The 23,767-nt window shown below is 75.8% G+C and carries 22 protein-coding genes; 8 read left to right on the plus strand and 14 right to left on the minus strand.

Annotation, left to right across the window (positions count from 1 at the left end; all coding sequences use genetic code 11):
- Positions 1–122: 122 nt before the first annotated feature.
- Positions 123–2,858: a type I DNA topoisomerase gene (gene topA, locus MJ876_RS14575; RefSeq protein ID WP_240237304.1), complete on the minus strand. Its 2,736-nt coding sequence runs from the start codon at positions 2,856–2,858 to the stop codon at positions 123–125.
- Between the two features lie 164 nt (positions 2,859–3,022).
- On the opposite strand from topA, the gene MJ876_RS14580 reads away from it, so the two are divergent.
- Entirely contained in the window at positions 3,023–3,799 is a 777-nt protein-coding gene (locus MJ876_RS14580; protein WP_240237306.1) for a hypothetical protein, read from the plus strand.
- On the opposite strand, the gene MJ876_RS14585 is transcribed toward MJ876_RS14580, so the two are convergent.
- The 4 genes from MJ876_RS14585 to MJ876_RS14600 all read right to left on the minus strand — a co-directional run bounded on the left by MJ876_RS14585 (position 3,796) and on the right by MJ876_RS14600 (position 8,792).
- Positions 3,796–4,320, minus strand: a complete 525-nt coding sequence (locus tag MJ876_RS14585) for a hypothetical protein (RefSeq protein ID WP_240237308.1) — start codon at positions 4,318–4,320, stop codon at positions 3,796–3,798. The genes MJ876_RS14580 and MJ876_RS14585 overlap by 4 nt on opposite strands.
- A 10-nt stretch (positions 4,321–4,330) precedes the next feature.
- Positions 4,331–5,818 (minus strand): methyltransferase, encoded by a 1,488-nt coding sequence (locus MJ876_RS14590; protein ID WP_240237310.1) that lies wholly within the window; start codon positions 5,816–5,818, stop codon positions 4,331–4,333.
- 100 nt (positions 5,819–5,918) lie between these two features.
- On the minus strand, positions 5,919–8,261 hold the full coding sequence (locus MJ876_RS14595; RefSeq protein WP_240237311.1) for a sodium-translocating pyrophosphatase: 2,343 nt from the start codon (positions 8,259–8,261) through the stop codon (positions 5,919–5,921).
- 192 nt (positions 8,262–8,453) lie between these two features.
- Entirely contained in the window at positions 8,454–8,792 is a 339-nt protein-coding gene (locus tag MJ876_RS14600) for an STAS domain-containing protein (protein ID WP_240237312.1), read from the minus strand.
- A 250-nt stretch (positions 8,793–9,042) separates the two neighbouring features.
- Between MJ876_RS14600 and MJ876_RS14605 the strand changes: the two genes are divergently transcribed.
- Complete coding sequence (locus tag MJ876_RS14605) at positions 9,043–11,367, plus strand: DEAD/DEAH box helicase (RefSeq protein ID WP_374202478.1); 2,325 nt, start codon at positions 9,043–9,045, stop codon at positions 11,365–11,367.
- Positions 11,368–11,396: 29 nt separating this feature from the next.
- Here MJ876_RS14605 and MJ876_RS14610 read toward each other — a convergent pair whose 3' ends face one another.
- The 7 genes from MJ876_RS14610 to ssd form a co-directional block, all read right to left on the minus strand.
- The gene (locus MJ876_RS14610) at positions 11,397–11,768 is read right to left on the minus strand and encodes an Rv3654c family TadE-like protein (RefSeq protein WP_240237313.1); all 372 of its coding nucleotides are present in this window, start codon (positions 11,766–11,768) and stop codon (positions 11,397–11,399) included.
- Complete coding sequence (locus MJ876_RS14615) at positions 11,765–12,148, minus strand: TadE family type IV pilus minor pilin (protein WP_240237314.1); 384 nt, start codon at positions 12,146–12,148, stop codon at positions 11,765–11,767. The genes MJ876_RS14610 and MJ876_RS14615 overlap by 4 nt, the downstream gene beginning before the upstream one ends.
- The gene (locus MJ876_RS14620; RefSeq protein WP_240237315.1) at positions 12,145–12,336 is read right to left on the minus strand and encodes a DUF4244 domain-containing protein; all 192 of its coding nucleotides are present in this window, start codon (positions 12,334–12,336) and stop codon (positions 12,145–12,147) included. Before MJ876_RS14620 ends, MJ876_RS14615 begins: the two co-directional genes overlap by 4 nt.
- 149 nt (positions 12,337–12,485) lie before the next feature.
- The gene (locus tag MJ876_RS14625) at positions 12,486–13,208 is read right to left on the minus strand and encodes a type II secretion system F family protein (protein WP_240237316.1); all 723 of its coding nucleotides are present in this window, start codon (positions 13,206–13,208) and stop codon (positions 12,486–12,488) included.
- A complete protein-coding gene (locus MJ876_RS14630; RefSeq protein WP_240237318.1) occupies positions 13,205–14,011 on the minus strand; it encodes a type II secretion system F family protein in 807 nt (268 codons plus the stop codon). Before MJ876_RS14630 ends, MJ876_RS14625 begins: the two co-directional genes overlap by 4 nt.
- Positions 14,008–15,186 carry a TadA family conjugal transfer-associated ATPase gene (locus MJ876_RS14635; protein ID WP_240237320.1) on the minus strand — a complete coding sequence of 393 codons (1,179 nt, stop codon included), beginning with the start codon at positions 15,184–15,186 and terminating at the stop codon, positions 14,008–14,010. Before MJ876_RS14635 ends, MJ876_RS14630 begins: the two co-directional genes overlap by 4 nt.
- Positions 15,183–16,259, minus strand: coding sequence for a septum site-determining protein Ssd (ssd, locus tag MJ876_RS14640; protein WP_240237322.1), 1,077 nt, complete (start codon positions 16,257–16,259; stop codon positions 15,183–15,185). The genes MJ876_RS14635 and ssd overlap by 4 nt, the downstream gene beginning before the upstream one ends.
- 130 nt (positions 16,260–16,389) lie before the next feature.
- Here ssd and MJ876_RS14645 point away from each other — a divergent pair, with 130 nt between their 5' ends.
- Complete coding sequence (locus MJ876_RS14645) at positions 16,390–17,190, plus strand: HAD family phosphatase (protein WP_240237324.1); 801 nt, start codon at positions 16,390–16,392, stop codon at positions 17,188–17,190.
- A gap of 136 nt (positions 17,191–17,326) precedes the next feature.
- On the opposite strand, the gene MJ876_RS14650 is transcribed toward MJ876_RS14645, so the two are convergent.
- On the minus strand, positions 17,327–17,767 hold the full coding sequence (locus tag MJ876_RS14650; protein WP_240237326.1) for an OsmC family protein: 441 nt from the start codon (positions 17,765–17,767) through the stop codon (positions 17,327–17,329).
- A gap of 67 nt (positions 17,768–17,834) precedes the next feature.
- Between MJ876_RS14650 and MJ876_RS14655 the strand changes: the two genes are divergently transcribed.
- On the plus strand, positions 17,835–18,323 hold the full coding sequence (locus MJ876_RS14655; RefSeq protein ID WP_240237328.1) for a MarR family winged helix-turn-helix transcriptional regulator: 489 nt from the start codon (positions 17,835–17,837) through the stop codon (positions 18,321–18,323).
- Positions 18,324–18,993: 670 nt separating this feature from the next.
- On the opposite strand, the gene MJ876_RS14660 is transcribed toward MJ876_RS14655, so the two are convergent.
- Positions 18,994–19,749 (minus strand): oxidoreductase, encoded by a 756-nt coding sequence (locus MJ876_RS14660; protein WP_240237330.1) that lies wholly within the window; start codon positions 19,747–19,749, stop codon positions 18,994–18,996.
- A gap of 108 nt (positions 19,750–19,857) precedes the next feature.
- Here MJ876_RS14660 and MJ876_RS14665 point away from each other — a divergent pair, with 108 nt between their 5' ends.
- The 4 genes from MJ876_RS14665 to MJ876_RS14680 are packed head-to-tail and all read left to right on the plus strand — an operon-like array spanning position 19,858 to position 23,645.
- Positions 19,858–20,991: a sensor histidine kinase gene (locus MJ876_RS14665; protein ID WP_240237332.1), complete on the plus strand. Its 1,134-nt coding sequence runs from the start codon at positions 19,858–19,860 to the stop codon at positions 20,989–20,991.
- A complete protein-coding gene (locus MJ876_RS14670; RefSeq protein ID WP_240237334.1) occupies positions 20,988–21,740 on the plus strand; it encodes a LytTR family DNA-binding domain-containing protein in 753 nt (250 codons plus the stop codon). Before MJ876_RS14665 ends, MJ876_RS14670 begins: the two co-directional genes overlap by 4 nt.
- 7 nt (positions 21,741–21,747) lie before the next feature.
- On the plus strand, positions 21,748–22,128 hold the full coding sequence (locus tag MJ876_RS14675) for a hypothetical protein (RefSeq protein ID WP_240237336.1): 381 nt from the start codon (positions 21,748–21,750) through the stop codon (positions 22,126–22,128).
- The gene (locus tag MJ876_RS14680) at positions 22,125–23,645 is read left to right on the plus strand and encodes a cation acetate symporter (RefSeq protein ID WP_240237338.1); all 1,521 of its coding nucleotides are present in this window, start codon (positions 22,125–22,127) and stop codon (positions 23,643–23,645) included. Before MJ876_RS14675 ends, MJ876_RS14680 begins: the two co-directional genes overlap by 4 nt.
- The last annotated feature ends 122 nt before the right edge of the window (positions 23,646–23,767 follow it).

Below are 23,767 nucleotides of genomic sequence, written 5' to 3' on the forward strand. Positions count from 1 at the left end.
GCGGGGGGGCGGGGGGGGGGGCGCGGGGGGCGGGGGGGGGGGGGGGGGCGGCCCCCCCCCCCCCCCCCCCCCCCCCCCCCGACCGGGCCTACGAAACCCGCCCGGCGGACGGGACCCCGACGTCAGCTCTTCTTCGCCGCGGTCTTCCGGGTGGTGGTCTTCTTGGCGGCCGTCTTCTTCGCCGCGGTCTTCCTGGCGGGGGCCTTCTTGGCCGCCGTCTTCTTCGCGGGGGCCTTCTTGGCGCCCTTCTTGGCCGTCTTCTTCGCCGGCCCCTTGGCGCGGCGCTCGGCGAGGAGCTCGGCGGCGCGCTCGGGGGTGATCGACTCGACGGTGTCGCCGCTGCGCAGGGTGGCGTTGTACTCGCCGTCCGTGACGTAGTCGCCGAAGCGGCCCGACTTCAGCACGATCGGCGCGCCGGAGACGGGGTCGGGGCCGAGCTCCTTCAGCGGCGGGGCAGCGGCGGCGCGGCCGCGCTGCTTGGGCTGGGCGTAGATCGCCAGCGCCTCGTCCAGCGTGATCGTAAGCAGCTGCTCCTCGCTGGTCAGCGAGCGCGAGTCGGTGCCCTTCTTCAGGTACGGCCCGTAGCGCCCGTTCTGCGCGGTGATCTCCACGCCCTCGGCGTCGGTGCCGACGACCCGGGGCAGCGACAGCAGCCTCACCGCGTCGTCGAGGGTCACCGTGTCCAGCGACATCGACTTGAACAGCGAGCCGGTCCGCGGCTTGGCGCCCTTGGGGGCGTCCTCGGGCAGCACCTCGGTGACGTAGGGCCCGTAGCGGCCGTTCTTCGCCACGACCTCGTTGCCGGTGTCGGGGTGGCGACCGAGGCGGGTCTCCTCGCCGGCCGGGTTCGCCAGCAGCTCGCGGGCCTTCGCGACGGTCAGCTCGTCGGGCGGCAGGTCGTCCGGCACGTTCGCGCGGACGGCGAACGGGTTCCCCTCGTCGTCCGGACCCTCGAGGTACGGGCCGTAGCGTCCGACGCGCAGGTGGATGCCGACGTCGGTGCCGTCGTCCTCGGTGACCGGGAAGGTCGCCAGCTCGCGGGCGTCGATGTCGCCGAGCTCGTTGACCAGGCGCTGCAGCCCGGCCACCTCGTCGTCGCCGAAGTAGAAGGAGCCCAGCTCGTCGTTGCGGTCCTTGCGGCCGGCGGCGATCTCGTCGAGCACGTCCTCCATCTGCGCGGTGAACTCGTACGACACCTGCCGCCCGAAGTGCTCCTCGAGCAGCCGGATCGTCGAGAACGCCAGCCACGCCGGCACCAGCGCGGTGCCCTTCTTGTAGACGTAGCCGCGGTCGATGATCGTCTTGATGATCGAGGCGTACGTCGAGGGGCGGCCGATCTCCCGCTCCTCGAGCTCCTTGATCAGCGACGCCTCGGTGTAGCGCGCCTTCGGCCGGGTCTCGTGCCCCTCGGCCTCGAGCGACGCCGCGGTCAGCGTCTCGCCCTCGGTCAGTGCCGGGAGGCGGGCCTGGTCGTCGTCGCGGGCGGCGGAGGCGTCGTCGGACGACTCGACGTACGCCTTGAGGAAGCCGTGGAAGGTCAGCACGCGGCCGCTGGCGTTGAACACGACGTCCTCGCCGGACGACGCCGCGCCGCCGAGGCGGACGGTGACGGTCTGGCCGACCGCGTCGCGCATCTGCGAGGCGACGGTGCGGGTCCAGATCAGCTCGTAGAGCCGGAACTGCTCGCCGGTCAGCCCGGTCTGCGCCGGGGTGCGGAACGTGTCGCCGGAGGGGCGGATCGCCTCGTGCGCCTCCTGCGCGTTCTTCACCTTGCTCGCGTAGGTCCGCGGCGCGTCGGGCAGGTACTCCGCGCCGTACAGCTCGCGGACCTGGTCGCGCGCCGCACCGACCGCGGCGCTGGAGAGCGTCGTGGAGTCGGTGCGCATGTAGGTGATGTGGCCGTTCTCGTACAGCCGCTGCGCCACCGACATCGACGTCGACGCGCTCATGCCGAGCTTGCGGCTGGCCTCCTGCTGCATCGTGGTCGTCCGGAACGGGGCGTACGGCGAGCGGCGGTAGGGCTTCGACTCCACCGAGCGGACGTCGAAGGTCGTGGAGTCCAGCGCGGTGACGAGGGCCTCGGCGCGGGAGCGGTCGAGGTGCACGACCTCGGTGCCCGCCTTGATCGCGCCGTCGGTGCCGAAGTCGGAGCCGCGGGCGACGCGGACGCCGTCCAGCGAGTGCAGGCGGGCGGGGAAGATCCGCGGGTCGTGCGACTGGCCCGCGTCGAAGGTGCCCTCGAGGTCCCAGTACGACGCCACCCGGAAGCGCATGCGCTCCCGCTCGCGGTCGACCACGAGCCGGGTCGCCACGGACTGCACGCGCCCCGCGGACAGGCCGGACATGACCTTCTTCCACAGCACCGGGGAGACCTCGTAGCCGTAGAGGCGGTCGAGGATGCGGCGCGCCTCCTGGGCCTCGACGAGGTCCATGTCGAGCTCACGCGGGTTTTCGGCGGCGGCGAGGATCGCCGGCTTCGTGATCTCGTGGAAGACCATCCGACGCACGGGGACCTTCGGCTTCAGCTCGTCGAGCAGGTGCCAGGCGATCGCCTCGCCCTCGCGGTCCTCGTCGGTGGCGAGGAAGAGCTCGTCGGCGTCCTTGAGCAGCGACTTGAGCTTGCGGACCTGGTCCTTCGAGCGCGCCGGGACGACGTAGTACGGCTCGAAGCCGTTGTCGACGTCGACGGCGAGCCGGCCCCACGGCTTGTCCTTGATCTTCGCGGGGGTGTCGGCCGCGCTCTGCGGGAGGTCGCGGATGTGACCCACGGACGACTCGACGACGTAGTCCGAGCCGAGGTACCCACCGATCTTCTGGGCCTTCGTCGGGGACTCGACGATCACGAGCTTGTGTGCCACTGCTGTTGATTCCTGCCTCTGCTCGGGGGTGACGCCTTGACGAGTGCCCGGCGGACGAACGGCCCCGGGCGGGTCACGGGGGTGACGGTAGCGCGAGGGTCAATCGGCCCGTGCACCTTCTCCACGGGCACCGGGGACGCACCCCTGGGGGCACACTGCTGTCCATGATGCTCCGCCCGGTCGTGCAGGCAGGCATCCGCGACGGCGCGGTGGACCTGGCGTTCCGGCGCTGGGAACGCCCGCGGGTGAGGGTCGGGACCCGGCTGCGCACCGGGGTCGGCGTGGTCGAGGTGACGTCGCTGGAGCAGGTCCCGCTGGCCTCGCTCCGGGCCGAGGACGCCCGGCGCGCGGGCCACGCCTCGCTCGCCGAGCTGACGCAGGCCCTGGAGGGCCGGCCGGGGCCGGTGTGGCGCGTCGGCGTCGCGTACGGCGGCGCCGACCCCCGCGAGGCGCTGCGCGAGGAGGTGCCCGACGAGGCGGGTGCGGCGGAGGTCCGCCGTGGGCTGGACCGGCTCGACCGCGCCTCGTCGTACGGCGCGTGGACGCGGGAGACGCTGCGGCTGATCGACGAGTTCCCGGGACGCCGTGCCCCGGAGCTGGCCGCGATGGTCGGGCGGCCCACCCCGGAGTTCAAGACCGACGTGCGCAAGCTGAAGGAGAAGGGGCTCACGGTCTCGCTCGACATCGGCTACCGGCTCTCCCCGCGCGGCGCCGCGGTGCTCGGCGTCGCGCCGCCCGAGGTGGGCGGCACCCCGCTGCCGAAGGTCGGCGCGCCGGCGTCCCGCGCCCTGACCGCGGCCGGGATCACGACGCTGGAGGACCTCGAGGGCCCCGACGCCCGCCCGCTCGACGACCTCGCGGGCCTGCACGGCGTCGGCCCGGTCGCGCTCGCCCGGTTGCGGGAGGCCCTGGCCGCGCGACGCCGCCCCGAGGGGACCTAGGCCGACCGCGGCCCGCGGCTGCGGACGTCGGCCACGGACGCCATCGCGGCGCGCAGGTCGCCGAGCCACTCGCCCTCGTGCTCACCGACGAGGCGGACGCACCACGCGAGGGCGTCGGAGCGCGAGCGGGCCACCCCGGCGTCCACGAGGGTGTCGAGGACGAGTCGCTGCGGCTGTCGCAGGCGGGTCATGACGGGCGTGGCGACCGAGGTCCAGGTCTCCGTGTGGTCGCCGACGCGGACGCCCCAGCTGATCGCGTGCTCGTAGCGACGCTCCGCCTCCTGGGCCACCTCGATGCGCGCCTCGCGGGTCTCCTCCCGGAACTTCCGGGCGCGGCCCTCGCGCGCCTCCGCGCGGGCGGCGTCGGAGGCGTCGTCGCCCAGGTCGACGTCCGCGATCGAGAGCCGGACGGTGATCTCCTCGCGGTCGACCGTGACCTCGGCCGGCTCGTGCTGCCACTCCTCGGGGAGCCGGCCGGCGAACCAGCCCTCCAGGCGCTCCTGCACCTCCCGGGTAATCATGATTACATCATTACACCGCTGCACCCGAAGCGCCAGGGACGCGCACGAGGTAGCCCTCCCTCGTCAGCTCGCCGAGCACCGGCAGCACCACCCGCGCGAGCAGCGCCGGGTCCTGCCCGGTGAGCTCCGCGACCGCCGCGACGATCCGCCCGAGCGCCAGGTCGCCGTCGCACGCGCCGACGATGGCCGCCGTCGCCGTGTCGACCTGGCGCGCGCGGCGCAGGCCCGTGGTCCGGCGCAGGACGATCGTCGCCGGGTCCTCCGCGCCGGGCTCGCCGACGCTCTCCTGCTGCACGTCGGCGCGTCGCACCAGGCGGTCCGCGGGACCGACCGACGGCGGGGCGTCGAACCACTCCGCGATCGCGGGGGCCACCGGCTGCTGCACCTCCCACGGCCAGTCGAGCAGCTCGCGGCGCCCGCTGCCCTGCGTGCGCAGGGTGACCCACCCGAAGCCGACGCCCGTGATCCGCTGCTCGGCGAACCACGACAGCCAGGTGTCGTAGCGGCGGTCCCGCTCCTCACCGACCAGCCCGGCGTCGGCGATCCAGACCTCGACGTACGCCGCGGGGTCGAGCACCTCGCGCTGGACGACGAACGCGTCGCAGTCGGCGTCCAGCCACTCGGACAGCCGCTCGTCCCAGCCGCGGCCCTCGACGTGGGCCCAGTTGGCGAGCACCTGGCACGTCCCGCCCGCCCGCAGGTGCGAGGGGGCACGACGGACGAGGTCCTCCACGACCCGGTCCCCGGGGATGCCGGAGTCGCGGTAGACCAGCTGCTCGCCGGTCGCGGGCGAGATGACGAAGGGCGGGTTGGTCGTGATCAGGTCGAACGCCTCGCCGCGCACCGGCTCGAAGAACGACCCGTCGCGCACCTCGACCTGGCCGTCCGGGAGGTCGTTGAGGGCGACGTTGAACCGCGTCGCCCACAGCGCGCGGGCGTTGACGTCGGTGGCGACGACGCGGTCCGCGTGGGCCGCGAGGTGGAGGGTCTGGACCCCGCAGCCGGTGCCGAGGTCCAGCGCGCTGCCGACCTCGTGGCGCAGCGTCAGCTGGGCCAGCGACGTGGACGCCGCGCTGACGCCGAGGACGTGGTCGGCCGTCGTGCGGTGGGGGCGGCCGTCCATCCCGGGGGTCAGGTCGGCCACGAGCCAGTGGTCGCGCTGGGTGCCGTCGGGCGCGGTGACGGCGTACGGGCGGCAGTCCCAGCGGGCCGCCACCTCGCCGACGCTCGCCGCGAGCAGGCCCTCCGCGGCGAGGGGGTCGACGAGGCCGGGCAGCGCCCGCTCGGCCTCGCTGCGGGGGACGACGACCTGCAGCAGGAACAGCCGCACGAGGGTCTCGACCGGCGAGCCCCCGCCGGTGCGCCGCCGGGCCGGGACGGTCTGGTTGCGCTCGAGCGCCCGGTGGGCCTCCTCCCCCAGCAGCTCGACGACACGGTCGTGGGTGTAGTCGGCGGCGAGGAGGGCCTCGCGGAAGCGGTGCGGCAGGTCGCTGCTCATGCTTCGGATCCTGCCAGCGGACGCCGTCCACGACGACGGAGGCGGCCGCCGTCCTCGTGGACGACGACCGCCTCCGTCTCGTGCCGGGCGTGCCGGGGTGTCAGGCGCGGGCGGCGGCCTCCGGGGCCTCCTCGCCGATCACCGACGACCGGCGCTTCGAGAGCACCACGGCGACGACGATGCCGGCGGTGGCCACCAGCGAGATCGCGATGGCGACCGGCCGGTTGGCGTCCTCGCCGAGCGTCAGCGAGACGACGGCCCCGACGACCAGCAGCGAGACCAGGTTCATCACCTTGAGCAGCGGGTTGATGGCCGGGCCGGCGGTGTCCTTGAACGGGTCGCCGACGGTGTCGCCGATGATCGTGGCCTCGTGGGCCGGGGACCCCTTGCCGCCGTGGAAGCCGTCCTCCACCAGCTTCTTCGCGTTGTCCCACGCACCACCGGCGTTGGCGAGGAAGACCGCCATCAGGGTGCCGGAGCCGATGGCGCCGGCGAGGAAGCCCGCCAGCGCGCCGACGCCGAGGCCGAAGCCGACGGCGATCGGGGACAGGATCGCGAGGATGCCCGGGGTGGCCAGCTCACGCAGCGAGTCGCGGGTGACGATGTCGACCACGCGGCCGTACTCCGGGCGGCCGGTGCCCTCCATGATCCCGGGGATGTCGCGGAACTGGCGGCGGACCTCCATCACCACGGCGCCCGCGGCGCGGCCGACGGCGTTGATCGCGAGGCCGGAGAAGAGGAACACCACCGCGACGCCGATCAGCACGCCGACGAGGACGTCGGGGCTGAAGACGAAGAAGCCGGAGACGAACAGCCCGGCCTCCTCGGCGTTCAGGCGTGCGTCCTCGACCGCGCTCAGCGCGGTGCCGATGTAGGAGCCGAACAGCGCGCTCGCCGCGAGCACGGCGGTCGCGATCGCGATGCCCTTCGTGATGGCCTTCGTGGTGTTGCCGACGGCGTCGAGCTCGGTGAGGATCTGCGCGCCGGCCTCGCTGACGTCGCCCGACATCTCGGCGATGCCCTGCGCGTTGTCGGAGACGGGGCCGAAGGTGTCCATCGCGACGATGACGCCGACGGTGGTCAGCAGCCCGCACCCGGCCAGGGCGACGGCGAACAGCGCCACCGACAGCGAGCCGGCGCCGAGCAGGAAGGCGCCGAACACGGCCGCACCGATGACCAGGGTCGTGTAGACGGCGGACTCGAAGCCGACCGAGAGGCCGGAGAGGATGACGGTCGCCGGGCCGGTGAGCGACGTCTTGCCGACGTCCTTCACCGGGCGGAAGTCCGTGCCGGTGTAGTAGCCGGTCAGCGCGAGGATCGCGGCGGCCAGCACGACGCCGATGACGACGGCCACGGCGGCGATCAGCGCCGGGTTGCCGCTGGGCTCGACGCCGACGAGGGCGTCCAGCGGGCTCTGCTCGACGTTCGACAGGTCGGCGAAGCTGCTGGGCAGGTAGACGAACGCGAGGACGGCGGAGCCGAGGGCACCGACGGCGGCGGAGATGTAGAAGGCCCGGTTGATCGTGGTGAGGCCGTTCTCCCCCTCGCGGGGCTTGGTCAGGTAGACGCCCGCGATCGCGGTGAGGACGCCGATCGCCGGGACGAGCAGCGGGAAGACGAGGCCGGCGTCACCGAAGGCGATGCCGCCGAGGATCAGCGCGGCGACCAGCGTGACGGCGTACGACTCGAACAGGTCCGCGGCCATGCCGGCGCAGTCACCGACGTTGTCGCCCACGTTGTCGGCGATGGTGGCGGCGTTGCGGGGGTCGTCCTCGGGGATGTTGTTCTCGACCTTGCCGACGAGGTCGGCGCCGACGTCGGCGGCCTTGGTGAAGATGCCGCCGCCGACGCGCATGAACATGGCGAGCAGGGCGGCCCCGAAGCCGAAGCCCTCGAGCACGATCGAGGCCTCGTCCTGGAAGAGGAGGACGACGACCGCGGCGCCCAGGAGGCCGAGACCCACCGTGGCCATGCCGACCACGGCGCCGGTGCGGAAGCCGATGTTCATCGCCGGGTTGCGGCCCTGGGACTCGGCGGCGGCGGCCACGCGCAGGTTCGCGCGCACCGCGAGCGACATGCCGAGGTAGCCGATCGCCGCGGAGAAGCCCGCGCCGAACACGAAGGCGATGGACCGCGCGACGCGGACGACGACGTCGTCGGCCGGTAGGGCGAGCAGGAGGAAGAAGGCGAGGGCCGCGAAGACGGCCAGGGTGCGGAACTGCCGGGTGAGGTAGGCGTTCGCGCCCTCCTGCACGGCTCGTGCGATCGTGCGCATGTTCTCGCTGCCCTCGGCGGCCGCGAGCACCTCGCGGCGGAACACGACCGCCATGACGAGAGCGAGAACGGCGATCGCGGCGACGATGCCGACGAGGACCAGGTTGCCGCCCGCGACCTCGACGGCGGCGTTCTCGGCCGACGAGGCCGAGATCAGGGTTGCTGACATGTGGGTGCTTCCTCCTGGAGGTGGCGTGCCGAGCCGGGCGACGAGGCCGGGGCCCGTGCGCGGGGGTGTGAGCCACGTCGCACGACCGGATGCATGTAACCACGCCGGACCGGCGCCGACGAGGGAGGTGTGACGTGGGGCACACCGTGTCCTGCGCGTCGGCCGCCCTGGCCCGAGCGGGCCGGCGCCGGGTCAGCCGGCGGCGGAGAGCGTGTCGGTGCTGGCGTGGATCGTGAAGACCGAGGCCAGACCGGTGATGGAGAAGATGCGCAGCAGGCGCTGGGAGTTGCAGACGAGCTCGAGGCTGCCGTCCTCCGCGCGGACCTTCTTCAGGCCGCCGACGAGCACGCCCAGACCGGTCGAGTCGAGGAAGCCGACGCCGGTCATGTCCACGACGAGGTGCCGGTGGCCCGAGCCGACGAGGCCGGTGAGGCAGTCGCGCAGCTCGGGGGCCGTGTAGACGTCCACCTCGCCGCCCACGACGACGACGGTCCGGCCACCGAGGTCGCGGGTCTCGAGCGTCAGCTCCACGGGAACTCCATACGGGCGTCTGGGCCGTCAGTCGTCACTGTCGTCAGCGGTGCGCCCGAGGAAGCATGCTGCGAGTGACACGGTTGGCGACCAACCCCCCCGGACTGAGTGCCGGGGTCAATGAAACCACGGATGGGACCCCCGGCGCAGGGGTACGGCGGGCTGACCCGCGGGGTGGGACGGGCGCGCCCCCGGTACGAGGACGGGCGTCGGCAGGGCGTTGTCGGCGGGCTTTGCCAGACTCGGCGACGTGAGCACCCCGACCCTGGCCCGCAGCGCGCGCGAGCTCCTCGCGCACCTGGTGGGGCCGACGGGTCGCGACGACCGGCTCACCCACCTCGAGGTGCTGCCCGCCCGGGCCGCCCGCTCCGCCGCCTGGCCGGAGTGGGTCGACCCCCGCGTGCGCGCGGCGTACGCCGGCCGCGGGGTGCTCGAGCCCTGGGCCCACCAGGTCGAGGCGGCCCAGGCCGCCCGCGACGGGCGGCACGTCGTGGTGTCCACCGGCACGGCGTCCGGCAAGTCGCTGGCCTACCTGCTTCCGGCCCTCACGGCCGCCCTGGAGACGCGGGGCCGCCGGGGCCAGCGCGGGGCGACGACGCTCTACCTCTCCCCCACCAAGGCGCTCGCCCAGGACCAGCTGGCGTCGGTGTGCGACCTCGACCTGGGGCTGCGGGTGTCGACCCACGACGGCGACAGCCCCCGCGAGCAGCGGGACTGGACGCGTGACCACGCCGAGTACGTCCTGACCAACCCCGACATGCTGCACCGCTCGCTGCTGCCCGACCACGCCCGGTGGTCCCGGTTCCTGGGCTCGCTGCAGTACGTCGTGGTCGACGAGTGCCACCACTACCGCGGGGTCTTCGGCGCGCACGTCGCCCACGTGCTGCGCCGCCTGCGACGCATCGCGGCGGCGTACGGCGCGGAGCCGACGTTCGTGCTCGCCTCGGCGACGGTGGCGGCGCCGGAGGAGTGGGCGGGGCGCCTGACCGGGCTTCCGGTCACGGCCGTCACCGACGACGCCTCGCCGCGCGGCGAGCTCGCCATGGCCCTGTGGGAGCCGCCGCTCGGCGAGCACGCCGGCGAGAACGGCGCCCCCGTGCGGCGTGCGGCGTCGTCCGAGACCGCCGACCTGCTCGCCGACCTCGTCGCGGCGCAGGTGCCGACGCTGGCGTTCGTGCGCTCGCGCCAGGGTGTGGAGCGGGTGGCGACGACGACGCAGGCCCTCCTCGCGGAGGTGCACCCGGCCCTGCCGGGCCAGGTCGCGGCGTACCGCGGCGGCTACCTGCCGGAGGAGCGCCGCGAGATCGAGGCCGCCCTGCGCTCGGGGCGCCTGACGGGGCTCGCGGCGACGACCGCGCTCGAGCTCGGCATCGACGTCTCGGGGCTCGACGCCGTCCTCGTCGCCGGGTTCCCCGGCACCCGGGCCGCGCTGTGGCAGCAGGTCGGGCGCGCCGGTCGCGCCGGCGGCGACGCGCTCGGCGTCCTCGTCGCCCGGGACGACCCGCTGGACACCTACCTCGTCACCCACCCCGAGGCGCTGTTCGGCCGGCCGGTGGAGGCGTCGGTCTTCGACCCGGCCAACCCCTACGTCCTCGGCCCCCAGCTGGCCGCCGCCGCGGGCGAGCTGCCGCTGACCGCGCCCGACCTCGAGCTGTTCGGCCCGGGCGCGCGCGACGCGATCCGCTCCCTGTGCGAGGCCGGACTGCTCCGCCGTCGACCCCGCGGCTGGTTCTGGAGCGGCACGACCGCCGACGGCAGGCCGTGCGACCTGGCCGACCTGCGCTCCACCGGCGGCGCGGCCGTCTCCCTGGTCGAGACCGGCACCGGCCGCGTGGTCGGCACCGTGGACGGCGATCGGGCTCACTCCACGGTCCACCCGGGCGCGGTCTACGTGCACCGCGGCGAGCGATGGCTGGTCGACGACCTCGACCTCGAAGGCCACGCGGCGACCATGGCGCGCGCCGACCCGCCGTACTCGACGAGCGCGCGGGAGGTCACCGACATCCAGGTGGTCGAGGAGAGCGAGGCCCAGCGGTGGGGCTCGTGCCGGCTGGCGCACGGGACGGTCGAGGTGTCCCACCAGGTCGTCTCCTTCCTGCGCCGCCGCGACCCGGGCGGCGAGGTCCTCGGCGAGGAGCCGCTGGACCTGCCCGTGCGCACCCACCGCACGCACGCCGTGTGGTGGACCGTGCCCGACGACGTCCTGGACGCCGCGGGGCTCGCCGAGGTCGACCGCCCCGGCGCCGCCCACGCCGCCGAGCACTGCGCGATCGGGCTGCTGCCGCTGTTCGCCACCTGCGACCGCTGGGACATCGGCGGGGTCTCCACGGCCCGCCACCCCGACACCGGGGAGCTCACGGTGTTCGTCCACGACGGCCGCCCCGGCGGCGCGGGCTTCGCCGAGCGCGGGTACGCCGCCGCCCGCGCCTGGCTGAGCGCCACCCGCGAGACGATCCTGGCCTGCCGCTGCGAGTCGGGCTGCCCGTCGTGCGTGCAGTCCCCGAAGTGCGGCAACCAGAACAACCCGCTCGACAAGCACGCCGCCGCAGACCTGCTGGGCCTCCTGCTGTCCTGACGTGGGGCCGGCCGGCCGCCGCCGCCGCCCTACTGCTCCGGGCCGGCGCGGGCGTGGGCGACGGGGTCGCCGGTGAAGCCGAGCCACCGGGGGCCGGTGACCTCGGCGGCGACGAGGACGTCGTACCCCTCGACGCGGCAGGCGAGGAGGTGGGCCCCGTTGGCGACCGCGACGGCGGCGGCCTCGCCGCAGGCGTCCTCGCCCCGCTGGTGGACGGTCGCGCCGGAGAGCGCGGCGAGGTCGGCGGCGGCCTGGGCGCGACGGTGGTCCGCGAAGGCCGCCGCGACGACGCCGCAGGCGCCCGCGACGAGGAGCAGGACGCCGAGGAGGGCGCACACCACGACGGTGGCGGCGCCCTCCTCCCCGCGCCGACGGGCCCGACGAGTGCCGGGGTGGCTCACGGGGCGTCCCGCTGCTCGGCGACCGCGACCGCCTCGGCCCGCACCGTGACCGTCGGCAGGAAGCCGAAGATCCCGCCCGGGCCCGCGACCGGCGCGGCGGCCGTCGCCTCGACCCGCTCCCCCAGCGACGACACCCCGAGCGAGGCGCCGTCCGGGGCGACCCGGCGACCGACGGCGACCGCCTCGGCGTCGGAGTCCCCCCGGGCCGCGGCGCGGGCGGTCTCGCGGGCGGCGTCGACCACCCGCACCTGCGCCACCCCGACCGCCAGCAGCCAGACGAGACCGACCGTGACCGCCACCAGCAGCGGCAGGGCCATGGCCGTCTCCGCGGTGACCGCGCCCCGCTCGTCCCGCTCGACCCGTCGACGCGGCCCGCTCACCCGATGCCCAGCAGCCCGAGCACGTGGTCGAACAGCGTGCGCAGCAGGCTGTTGCCGAGCCCGCCGGTGAGCAGCGTGTAGAGCAGGCCCGCGAGCCCCGCGCCCGCCGCCGTCCCCACGGCGTACTCGGCGGTGGTGATGCCCCGCTCGTCCCGCGCCCTCGGCCGGGTGGTCCGTCTCGTTCCCATGGTCGTGACTCCTCTCCGACGACCGCACCCTGCGGCCGTCCGGACGAGCGTGGGTCCGCAGCACCCCGCCGCGGGCGGCTCGGCGCCCGGCCTGTGCAGGAGCGGGTACGTCCGGCGCCGGTGGACGACCAGCGGCTCGACCGTCGCGGTCAGAGGAGCCCCGCGACCATGCCGGCGACCATCGGCACCACGCCGAGCAGCAGGAAGGCCGGCAGCAGGCACAGGCCGAGCGGGAGGGCCGCACGGACGCCGACGGCGCGGGCGCGGTCCTCGACCTCGGCGCGGGCCTGCCCGGCGAGGTCGTCGGCGAGCGCACCGACCGCGGTCGCGACGGACGCTCCGCTGGACTCCGCCCGGGCCAGGGTGCGGCCCAGCGGCCCGAGGACGGGGTCGGCCGCCAGGTCGGACCACACCTGCTCGGGGGCGACCCCGAGCTCCAGCCGGGCGACGACGCCGGCCAGCCGGTCGGCGGCAGGACCGGGGAGCGCCTCGCAGACGACCCGGACGGCGCGCCCCGGCGGCGCCCCGGCCGCCAGCGCCCCCGCGAACAGGTCGACCAGCGACGCCAGGTCGCGGCGGGCGGCCTCCCGCGCGCGGCGGGCCGAGGACGGCTCCGCGCGGGAGGCCAGCACCCAGACGCCGGCGCCGGCCGCGAGGGCGGCGACCGGGGCGACGGGCCCGGGGACCACCACGAGGGCGCCGACCGCCGCGAGCGGGGCGGTGGCCCAGCGGGTGCGCCGGAGGAGGTCCGCGGGCGCCCCCGTCGAGGACGTCGTGGCCTGCGCGCGACCGTGGGACCCGACCGGGGAGACGCGGGCGAGCAGCACCGCGCAGCCGAGGGCGACCGCGGACAGCACCACGGCCGGGCTCACGTGGCCCCCTCGACCTCGTCCGCGATGACCTCGATCCACCACAGCCCCGCCAGCCCGAGCCCGAGACCGCCGGCGAGGCAGGCGAGGCCGGCCGCCGTCCCGAGCAGGAACGACCAAGGGTCGCCGCCGGAACCGGTCCCCATCAGCAGCGCGAGGACGGGGAGCCCGGCGAGCAGGCGGGCGGTCGAGCGGGCGGAGGCGAGCTCGGAGCCGACGACGCGCCGGGTCGCCTGGCGGGCCCGCAGGCCGTCCGCGACCCGCGTCAGGGCGGCCGACAACCCGTGGCCCGTCCGGTGCGCGACCTGCCAGGCCGCCGCCACGAGCCGCAGGTCACCGCACCCGGGCTCGCCGGCGAGCGCCCGGAGGCCCGCGGGGACGTCGGCGCCGACGGCGTGGGCGGCGGCGACCGGCGCCAACGGGGGCCACGCCTCGCACGCACGGTCGAGCGCGGAGCCCGCGGGGCGGCCGGCTCGCAGGTCGGCGGCGAGGGTCTCGCACGTCTCCCGCACGCGCTCCGCCGTCCCCGCGGCGTCCCGCCGCCGCCGTCGCCGTCGGACCAGCCGTGCGGTCACCCACCCGGCCGCGGCCAGGATCGCGCTCAGCGCGACGACCTGGCCCGGCAGACCGGCGAGCACGGCCCCGGCCGCCCCGGCGCCGATGAGCACCGGCACCGCCCGGGAGCCGGCCCACGAGGTGGAGGCTCGCCGGCGGGGCAGCACGCCCGCCTGCGGCGCGAGGGCCAGCGCGCCCGCCGCCGCGGCGGCGACGACCGCGAGCACGGACGCGGCACCCACCGGGCTCACCGCGCGAGCCTCGCCTCGAGGACGTCGACGCCCGGGCCGGTCCGCACCTCGCCGGCGCCGTCGAAGACGAGGGCGGGCACCGTGGCGACGAGGCCGTCGGCGCCCCGGACCAGGACCCCGACCTCGCGCAGGAACCTCACCCCGTCGGCCCGCCGTGACACGTGCAGCACCGCGTCGAGCGCGGAGGCGAGCTGGCTGTGGGCGGCCTCCCGGGGCAGGCCCGCCGCGAGCGCGAGGGCCTCCACCCGCGCGGGCACGTCGGTGGCCGAGTTGGCGTGCAGCGTGCCGCACCCGCCGTCGTGCCCGGTGTTCAGGGCGGCGAGCAGGTCGACGACCTCGGCGCCCCGGACCTCCCCGACGACGAGGCGGTCGGGACGCATCCGCAGGGCCTGCCGCACGAGGGTCCGCACGGTCACCTCGCCCGCGCCCTCGATGTTGGGCGGTCGCGCCTCCAGCCCGACGACGTGGGGGTGGTCGGGGCGCAGCTCGCTGGCGTCCTCGACGAGCACCATCCGCTCACCCGCCGGCACCGTCGAGAGCAGCGCGGCGAGCAGCGTCGTCTTGCCCGACCCCGTGCCGCCGGAGACGAGGAACGCGGCCCGGGCGGCGACGAGGTCGGTGAGCAGACGGGCGCCGTCCGCGCTGAGGGACCCGACGGCGACGAGCTCGTCCAGCGTGAAGGACCGCCCGCGCGGGACCCGCAGCGACAGGACCGTGCCCGGGCGCGCCACGGGGGCCAGGACGGCGTGGAAGCGGGTGCCGTCGGGCAGCCGAACGTCGACGTGCGGGGTGGCGTCGTCGAGTCGCCGGCCGGCGGCCGCGGCGAGCCGCTGGGCGAGACGGCGCACCGCGGCGTCCGAGCCGAACCGCACCCCGGTCGGCTCGAGGCCGTCACCCCGGTCGAGGAACACCTGGTCCGGCCCGTTGACCAGCACGTCGGTGACCCCCGGCGTGCGCAGCAGCGGCTCCAGCGGGCCCGCGCCCACCACGTCGCGGCGCAGCACCTCGTGGACCGCGAGGACCGTCGCGTCACCCACCGGGCGGCCCGTCTCCCGCAGGGCGGCGGCGACCCGGTGCGGGGTGAGGTCGCCGGGCTCGGTGGCGAGGCGGTCGCGGACCGCCTCCACCAGCGCCGCGACCACGTCGTCCTCCGCCGCCGTGCGGACCCCGGTCACGCCGCGCGCCCCCGCCCCGGCACGAGACCGACCTGAGGCAGGGCCAGCAGGTCCCGGGCGGCGCGGGCCAGCGGCCCCCGCGCCGAGCGGACGGGCCCGAGCCCGAGGTCCACGGACTCGGCGATGCCGCGCGCCTCGGGGAGCACCCCGACGACCGGGAGGTCCGCGACCCGTGCGAGCTCCTCGGGCGCCAGGCCCCGCCCGCGGACGACGAGCCCCAGCGTCGCTGCGTCGCGCAGGCGCGCGCAGGTCCGCAGCGCGGAGGCGACGGCGGGCACGGACCCGACCACGACCACGAGGACCAGGTCGCAGCGTCCGGCCAGCTCGACCACGTGGTCGTCGCCGCCCCGCGGCAGGTCGAGGACGACGAGGGCGTGCCCGCGGCGGCCGGCCGCGACCGCCTCCCGTGCGACCTCCCGGTGGGCGACGCCGTCCACAGCGTCGACGGCGGCGACGTCCGGCGGCCACGTCAGGACGCCGACCCCGCCGTGGGACGGCACCGCGTCGCGCAGGGCGCCGGCGCCGAGCCGTCCACCGCCCCGGGCCAGGACGTCCCAGCGGACACCGGGCCGCCCCTCCAGGCCGAGCACCCGGTCGGCGCCGGGCCCCTGGGGGTCGCAGTCGAGGACCAGGGTCGGGCCGTGCGCGGCCCCCACCTGGGCCAGGGTGCACGCGAGGGTCGTCGCCCCCGACCCGCCGCTGCCCCCGACGACCCCGACCACGGGGCCCGGCGGACGCCCCGCGTCCGCCAGCTCGAGCAGCAGGGCCACGAGGTGGCTCTCCGCGCGCGGCAGCTCGCAGACCTCCCGGGCGCCGAGGGTGAGCGCGGCCCGGAAGGTGTCGGCGCCGGCCTGCCAGGCGACGACGTGGACGCCGTCTCGTCGTTCCGGCGCGGCCCGGGCGGCCCGGGCGACGACGTCGCCACCGACCAGCACGCAGGGCGCGGTCGACCAGGCCCGCAGCACGCCGGCGGGGTCGGCGGCGATCTCGGGCGTCACGCCGGCGGCCGCGGCCAGGCGCAGCAGCTCCTCGAGCAGGGTCTCGTCGCCGGTGACCAGCAGGGGACGTGTCATGACGGCAGGCTGCCCCGGCCGGTCGCCACCGTGGGGCCGAGCGGCGCGCGCCTGTGCAGGAGCCGACCTCCGCCGCGCCTGTGCACGGAAGACGGCCGGGCCGCGGACGGCCGCGGCCTAGACTGCGGCCATGCCGGCCCCGGCGATCCGCACCGCGGCGTTCTTCGACCTCGACAAGACCATCATCGCGAAGTCGAGCACGCTGGCCTTCAGCAAGCCCTTCCAGGCCGGAGGCCTCATCTCGCGAGGGGCGATGCTGCGCTCGGCGTACGCCCAGTTCGTCTACCTGGTGGGTGGCGCCGACCACGACCAGATGGAGAAGCTGCGCTCGTTCCTCTCCGACCTCTGCGCGGGCTGGGACGTCGCGACGGTGCGCGAGATCGTCGCGGACACCATCCACAACGTGGTCGACCCGCTCGTGTACGACGAGGCGGTGTCCCTCATCGAGGAGCACCACCTCGCGGGCCGCGACGTGGTCGTGGTGTCGGCGTCCGGCAGCGAGGTGGTCGAGCCGATCGGCGCCATGCTGGGGGCCGACCACGTGGTCGCGACCCGGCTCGAGATCGTCGACGGCAAGTACACCGGCGAGATCGCGTACTACGCGTTCGGCGAGGAGAAGGCCACCGCGATCCGCGCGCTGGCCACCGAGCGCGGCTACGACCTCGACCGCTCGTTCGGCTACAGCGACTCGGTCACCGACCTGCCGATGCTCGAAGCGGTCGGGCACCCGCACGCCGTCAACCCGGACCGCGACCTGCGGCGTGCGGCCACCGAGCGCGGCTGGCCGGTGCTGGTGTTCACCAAGCCGGTGGCCCTGCGCCGGCGCCTGCCGCTGCCGCGGACCGTGCCGAGCATCGCCGCGTTCTCGATCGGCGGGATCACCGCGGTCGGCGGCCTGGCGTGGGCCGCGCGGCGCCGACGGTCGGGCTGAGGCGGCCCGGACGTCCGACGAACGGACCGAGGCGGCCACCCGCGTCGTCTCGCGGGTGACCGCCTCGTGGTCACCGGGCCCGGACCGGCGAGGCTCGTGGCCGGACGCCGGCCCGGGCGTTCGGGGGATGGGACGCTCAGGACTCCAGCGCCGCGTCGAGGGTGATCTCGACGCCGGTCAGCGCCTTGCTGATCGGGCACTGCTCCTTGGCCTTGTCGGCGGCGGCCTTGAAGCCGTCCTCGTCGAGGCCCTCGACCTCGCCGCGCACGGTGAGGGTGATGCCGGTCAGCTTGAAGCCGCCGGCCGGGTCCTCACCGAGGCTCACGTCGGCCTTGACGTCGAGCGCCTGCGGCGTGCCGCCGGCCTCGGCGATGAACGCCGACAGCTGCATCGCGTAGCAGGAGGAGTGGGCGGCCGCGACGAGCTCCTCGGGGCTGGTGGTGCCGCCGGCCTCGTCGGCCGCGCGCTTCGGGAAGGAGACGTCGTAGGTGCCGACCTTCGAGCTGGAGAGCTCGACCTGGCCGGAACCGTCCTGCAGGCCGCCGTTCCAGGCGGTACGAGCGGTACGCGTGGGCATGGGTTCCTCCCGGGGATCGTGGATGTTTCGTGCACAACATACCGCACCGGGCCCTACGATGGAACCCATGAGCGACCACCCCGACGGCCCCTGGGACGGCGCCACGGCGTCCTCCGACGCCCTCGACGCGCTCGTCTGCTTCGACCTGTACGCCGCGTCGCGCCTGGTCACGGCGGCGTACCGGCCGATCCTGGCCGACCTCGGGCTGACCTACCCGCAGTACCTGGTGCTCACGGTGCTGTGGACCCGCGGGGAGTGCTCGATCAAGGAGCTCGCGACCACGCTGCGGCTGGACCACGCGACGCTGTCGCCCCTGCTGCGCCGCATGGAGGCCGCCGGGCTCATCAAGCGCCAGCGCAGCACGACCGACGAGCGGTCCGTGCTCGTGCGGACGACGGAGCGCGGCGCCGCGCTGCACACGGTGCGCGACGACGTCTACTGCCGGATCAACGAGGCGATCGGGCTGCCGCCCGAGCAGGTGGAGCAGCTGCAGGGGCTGCTGCGGACCGTGACGTCGAACCTGCTGACCGACGACTCGGACGTCAGTCTGGGGTGAACCCAGGGTGACTCCGCGAGTCGCACAGTGTGACTCAGGACACTCACAGGTCGTTGGTCAAGTCAAGCCTTGTACGAGCCACCGAGCGGGAGTAGACCTGGGGTCAGAACTCCAGAGCAGCACGTGACCCGGGGTACCCACGCGGCGTCCACCCATCGCACCTGGGAGCACGCCCCCGCGGCCAGACCCGCGGGGCGGCACAACGAGAGCACGCTTGGTAGCCCCGCCCGGTCACGTGTCAGCAGCGGCCCCCGACCTACGCGGTCCGGGGGCCGCTGGCTTGTCCGAGCCACGACCGAGCCTGCGAGGTCCTGAGGCGAGGAGGTCGAGCGAGCGACGCGACCGAGGTCCGAGGCGCGAGGCCGGCGACGGAGGAGCTGGACTCGCGACCCGAGGAGGTCGAGCAAGCGACGCGACCGAGGAACGAGGTCGCGTCGGCGGGTCGAGACCCGGCGAGACGGACTGCGGGCGCGACCCGGGCCGGTGAGACGGACGACGGCGCGAGCGGGCCGGCGGTCTCGACGCGGTCGCTCGCCAGGGCTCGCTCCCTGCTCGACCACCTCAGATGCGGCGCCCGCCAGGGCTCGCTCCCTGCTCGACCACCTCAGGAGCGCCGCTCGACCACCTCAGGAGCGCCGCTCGCCCACCTCGGCGACCGGCGGGGTCGCGGTCAGTCGGACGTCGGGCGCAGGACGAGCGGGCTGGCCTCGACGCCCGCGGCGTAGGCCTCGGCGGCGTACAGCAGCCACGCGTGAACGCCGGCGCGTCCGCCGTCGCGGTAGCCGCGCAGGTTCGACTCGTACTGGGGTCGCAGCGCGAGGTGGCCGGCCTCGGGCACCGAGAGCGAGGTGGCGTCGACGCGCCGGGAGGCGAGGACGAGGCGCTCGGCGGCGCGGGCCACGATCCCGTTGTGGGAGGCGAAGGGCGTCCCGGTGGCGATCTCGGCGTGCACGAGGGCCGCGGTCAGCATCGCGGGCGCCTGGGTCGGGGTGGACAGCAGCGCGGCGACGCCGCGCAGCCGCTCCGCCGCGGCCGCGCCGCGCGGCCGGCCGAGCTCGTCGGCGTCCACCGCGCCCGCGCCGGCGAGCGCGTGGATGCGGGCGAACGCCTGCAACGGCGAGCGCTCCAGCACGGGTCCGAGCCCCAGCAGCTCCCCCGAGACCCGCAGCGCCGCGACGGCGACGGCGTCCCCCTCGCCGTCCCGCATCGCCTCGACCGGGGACGCGGAGCCCTCGAGCGTGGCGGAGGCGCAGGCGCCGCGGAGCAGCGACTCCGACGTCGTCGAGGGCGGCGTACGACGCAGGCCGCGGTCGCGCAGGATCGCGTCCAGGCCGTCGCGGGCGGCGGCGAACGCCGAGGCCACGCCCTCCAGGGCGGCGAGCGCCGCCAGCGGGGAGTCCTGCGGCGAGGGCGACGGGTCGGGCACGGGGCCACGCTAGAGCCACCCCCAGCACTCCCCCACCACACCCTCGGCCCACGCTCGGCGCACCCTCGGGCGCGCCCCGGGGAGCCAGGCGCGGAGTAGCGTGCGCGGGTGCGCACCCGGATCCGCCACGGCGTCCCCCGTCGCGGCACCGACCTGGGCAGCGAGGCCGACCGCGCGACGTTCCGCACGCTGCACACCGCCTCGCTGGCGTCGCCGGCGCTGCGCGAGGGCCTGACCGTCGCGAGCGCGGGCCGGAGCATCAAGCACCTGCGAGCCCTGCTGGGCGCCCCGGCCGTCGCGCTCACCGACACCTCCGCCGCCCTCGGCTGGGACGGCGAGGGCGAGCACCACGCCGGGGTGTGCGGCGCGCTCGCCGAGCCCGTCGTCCGCCACGGCACGACCCGGCGGGGCGAGGCGGCCCTGCTGTCGTGCGACGTGCTGGCCTGCCCCGTCGACGAGGTCGTCGTCGCGCCGCTGGTCGTCGACGAGCGGGTGGTCGGCACGCTCCAGGCCTTCACCACCCGCACCACCGCGGGCCTCGCCCGCGCCACCGACGAGGTCGCGCGCTGGGTCTCCGGCCAGCTCGAGCTGGCCGAGCTCGACGCCAGCCGCCGCCGCCTGATGGAGGCGGAGGTCCGCGCCATGCGTGCGCAGATCAGCCCCCACTTCATCTACAACTCGCTCGGCGCCATCGCCAGCTTCGTGCGGACCGACCCCGACCGGGCCCGCGAGCTGCTGCTCGAGTTCGCGGACTTCACCCGCTACTCCTTCCGCCGCCACGGCGACTTCACCACGCTCGCCGAGGAGCTCCGGTCGGTCGAGCGGTACCTGCTGCTCGAGCAGGCCCGTTTCGGCGACCGCCTCCAGGTGACCCTCAACGTGGCGCCCGAGGTGCTGGGCGTCGCTGTCCCGTTCCTCTGCGTGCAGCCCCTCGTCGAGAACGCCGTCCGCCACGGGCTCGAGGCCGCCGAGGGCGTCGGCCACATCCGCATCGTCGCCCACGACCGGGGCACGGAGGCCCTCATCGAGGTCGAGGACGACGGCGTCGGCGAGGACCCCGAGCGCGTCCGGCGGGCCCTGGCCGGGGACGCGGACCTCGACTCCGTGGGCCTCGGCAACGTCGACGCGCGGCTGCGGACGACGTTCGGCGACGACTTCGGCCTCGTCGTCGAGACCGCCCCGGGCGCCGGCACCCGGGTGCTCGTGCGGGTCCCGAAGTTCGCCCCCGGGGTGAGCGCGTGACCGGGTTGCGGGTCCTGGTCGTGGACGACGAGCAACCGTCCCGCGACGAGCTCGCCTACCTCCTCGGGCGTGACGACCGGGTGTCCGCCGTCGAGACGGTCGGCTCGGCCGCGGAGGCCCTCCGCCGCCTGCACGCGGACCCGCCCGACTGCCTCGTCCTCGACGTCCAGATGCCGGGGACGACGGGCCTGGACCTCGCCGCGGAGGTGGCGCGGCTCGCCGACCCGCCGCCCGTGGTGTTCGTGACGGCCCACGACCAGCACGCCGTCGCGGCGTTCGAGCTCAGCGCCGTCGACTACGTGCTCAAGCCGGTCCGTGCCGAGCGCCTCGCCGAGGCCGTACGACGGGTGGCCCGGCTCGGCGAGGGGGCGCCGGCGGGTCCCGGGGCGGGGGCCCAGACGAGGTCCGTCCCCGTCGAGCGGGGCGGCGCCACCCGCTTCCTCGAGCTCTCCGAGGTCACCCACGTGGAGGCGCACGGCGACTACGTCCGCCTCCACACCGGCGGAGACGCCTACCTGCTGCGCGCCGCGCTGTCGACGCTGGAGGAGGAGTGGGCCGGCGACGGCTTCGTCCGCGTCCACCGGTCGCTGCTGGTGTCGCTGGCGCACGTCACCGAGCTGCGCTCGACGGGCGGGCGCACGAGCGTCGTCGTCCGCCGCGGCCTCGACGGACCTCAGAGCGAGCTGGCGGTCGCCCGCCGCCACGCCCGGGAGCTGCGGGAGCTGCTGACCAGGCGGGCCACGCGGTGAGCGGGCGATGAGCGAGTCCAGACCCGCCCGGCCGGCCCGGGTGCGGGTCACCGGCCCGCCGCGCCACGTCCGCCCCGGCACCCCCCGCCCGCCGCTGGACGACTCCTCGACCCTCGGCGGGGTCTACCTCGGCTCGCTGCTGCGCGAGCAGGGCAGGCTCGCCCTCCGCGTGCTCGGGCTGCTGCTGGCGCTCGTCGGCTCGCTGCCCCTGGTGTTCCACCTGCTGCCCGGGCTGGCCGACGTCCAGGTCCACGGCCTCGGCCTGCCGTGGCTGCTGCTGGGCGTGGGCGTCTACCCGCTGCTCGTCGTCCTCGGCTGGCGCTACGTGCGGCGGGCCGAGCGCAACGAGCGCGACTTCGCCGACCTGCTCGACGAGCGGCGCGGGTGAGCCTCGACGTCGTGCCCGGCGTCGTCGCCGTCGTCCTCGTGACCGCGGTGACGCTGGCGATCGGCACCTACCGGCAGCGGTTCTCGCGCACGACGAGCGACTTCTTCGTCGCCTCCCGGACGGTCCGGCCCGGGCTGAACGCCTCGGCGATCGGTGGCGAGTACCTGTCCGGCGCCTCGTTCCTCGGCATCGCCGGGCTGCTGCTCGTCTTCGGCGCCGACATGCTCTGGTACCCGGTCGGCTTCACCGCCGGCTACCTCGTCCTGCTGGTGCTCGTCGCGGCGCCCCTGCGCCGCTCGGGCGCCTACACGCTGCCCGACTTCGCCGAGGCCCGCCTCGGCTCGCGCGGCGTGCGCGCGGCGTGCTCGGTGCTCGTCGTCGCGGTCGGCTGGTTGTACCTGCTGCCCCAGTTCGAGGGGGCGGGGCTGACCCTCGCGGCGGCGGTCGGCGCCCCGCGGTGGGTCGGCGCGGTCGTCGTCGGCGTCGTGGTGGTCGTGGGCGTGGGGTCCGGCGGCATGCGGGCCATCACCTTCGTGCAGGCGTTCCAGTACTGGCTCAAGCTCACCGCGCTGCTGGTCCCGCTCGCCGTGCTGATCGTCGTGTGGGTCGGTGAGGGCGCCCCGGGCCCGGTCGCCGCGACCGACACCGCCCAGTGGTCGCTGCCCCTCGCCGCCGGTGGCGGGGCCGGTCTCTACGCGACGTACTCCCTCATCGTCGCCACCTTCCTCGGCACCATGGGCCTGCCCCACGTGGCCGTCCGCTTCTACACGAACCCGGACGGCGGGGCCGCGCGGCGCACGACGCTGGTGGTCCTGGTCCTGCTCGGCGTCTTCTACCTGCTGCCGCCGGCGTACGCCTTCCTCGGCCGCGTGTACGGCGAGTCGCTGGCCGCCGCGGGACGCAGCGACGTGATGGTGCTCGAGCTGCCCCGGCTGGTGCTGCCGGGCGTCGGCGGCGAGCTGCTCACGGCGCTGGTCACCGCCGGGGCCTTCGCCGCGTTCCTCTCGACGTCGTCCGGCCTCGCGGTCGCGGTCGCCGGCGTGCTCGGCCAGGACGTCACCGGTCGCCTGCCCCTCCTCGGGTCCCGCACCCGCCTCGACGGCGTCCCCGCGTTCCGGCTCGGGGCCGTCATCGCCGTGACCGTGCCGCTGGGGGTCAGCCTGCTGGTGCCGGACCTGGGCGTCGCCCGCTCCGTCGGCCTCGCCTTCGCCATGGCCGCCTCCACCTTCTGCCCGCTGCTCGTGCTCGGGATCTGGTGGCGCGGCCTGACCGCCCCCGGCGCGGTCGCCGGGCTCGTCGCCGGCGGCCTCGGCTGCGGTGGCGCGATCGTGACGACGTTCTCCCCCGCCCGGCTCTCCGGGTGGGCCGGGGTCCTGCTCGAGCAGCCGGCCGCCTGGAGCGTCCCGCTGGCCGTCGTCGTCATGGTCGGCGTCTCCCTCGCCACCCGCGACCGCGTCCCCCCTCACGCCGGGCGCTTCCTCGCCCGCCTCCACACCCCGGAGTCCGTCCGGACCTGAGCGTGGGGTCGGGTCGCGGGCTCCCGGGGGTGCCCGTGGCAGGGTGATAACGATTCTCATGACAGTCTGCAGCCGTGACCACGACCGCGCGGCGGGCGCCACCGCGCAGCCACGGCACGCGT

The sequence above is a fragment of the Nocardioides sp. CFH 31398 genome (assembly GCF_022436705.1).
Classification (GTDB): domain Bacteria; phylum Actinomycetota; class Actinomycetes; order Propionibacteriales; family Nocardioidaceae; genus Nocardioides.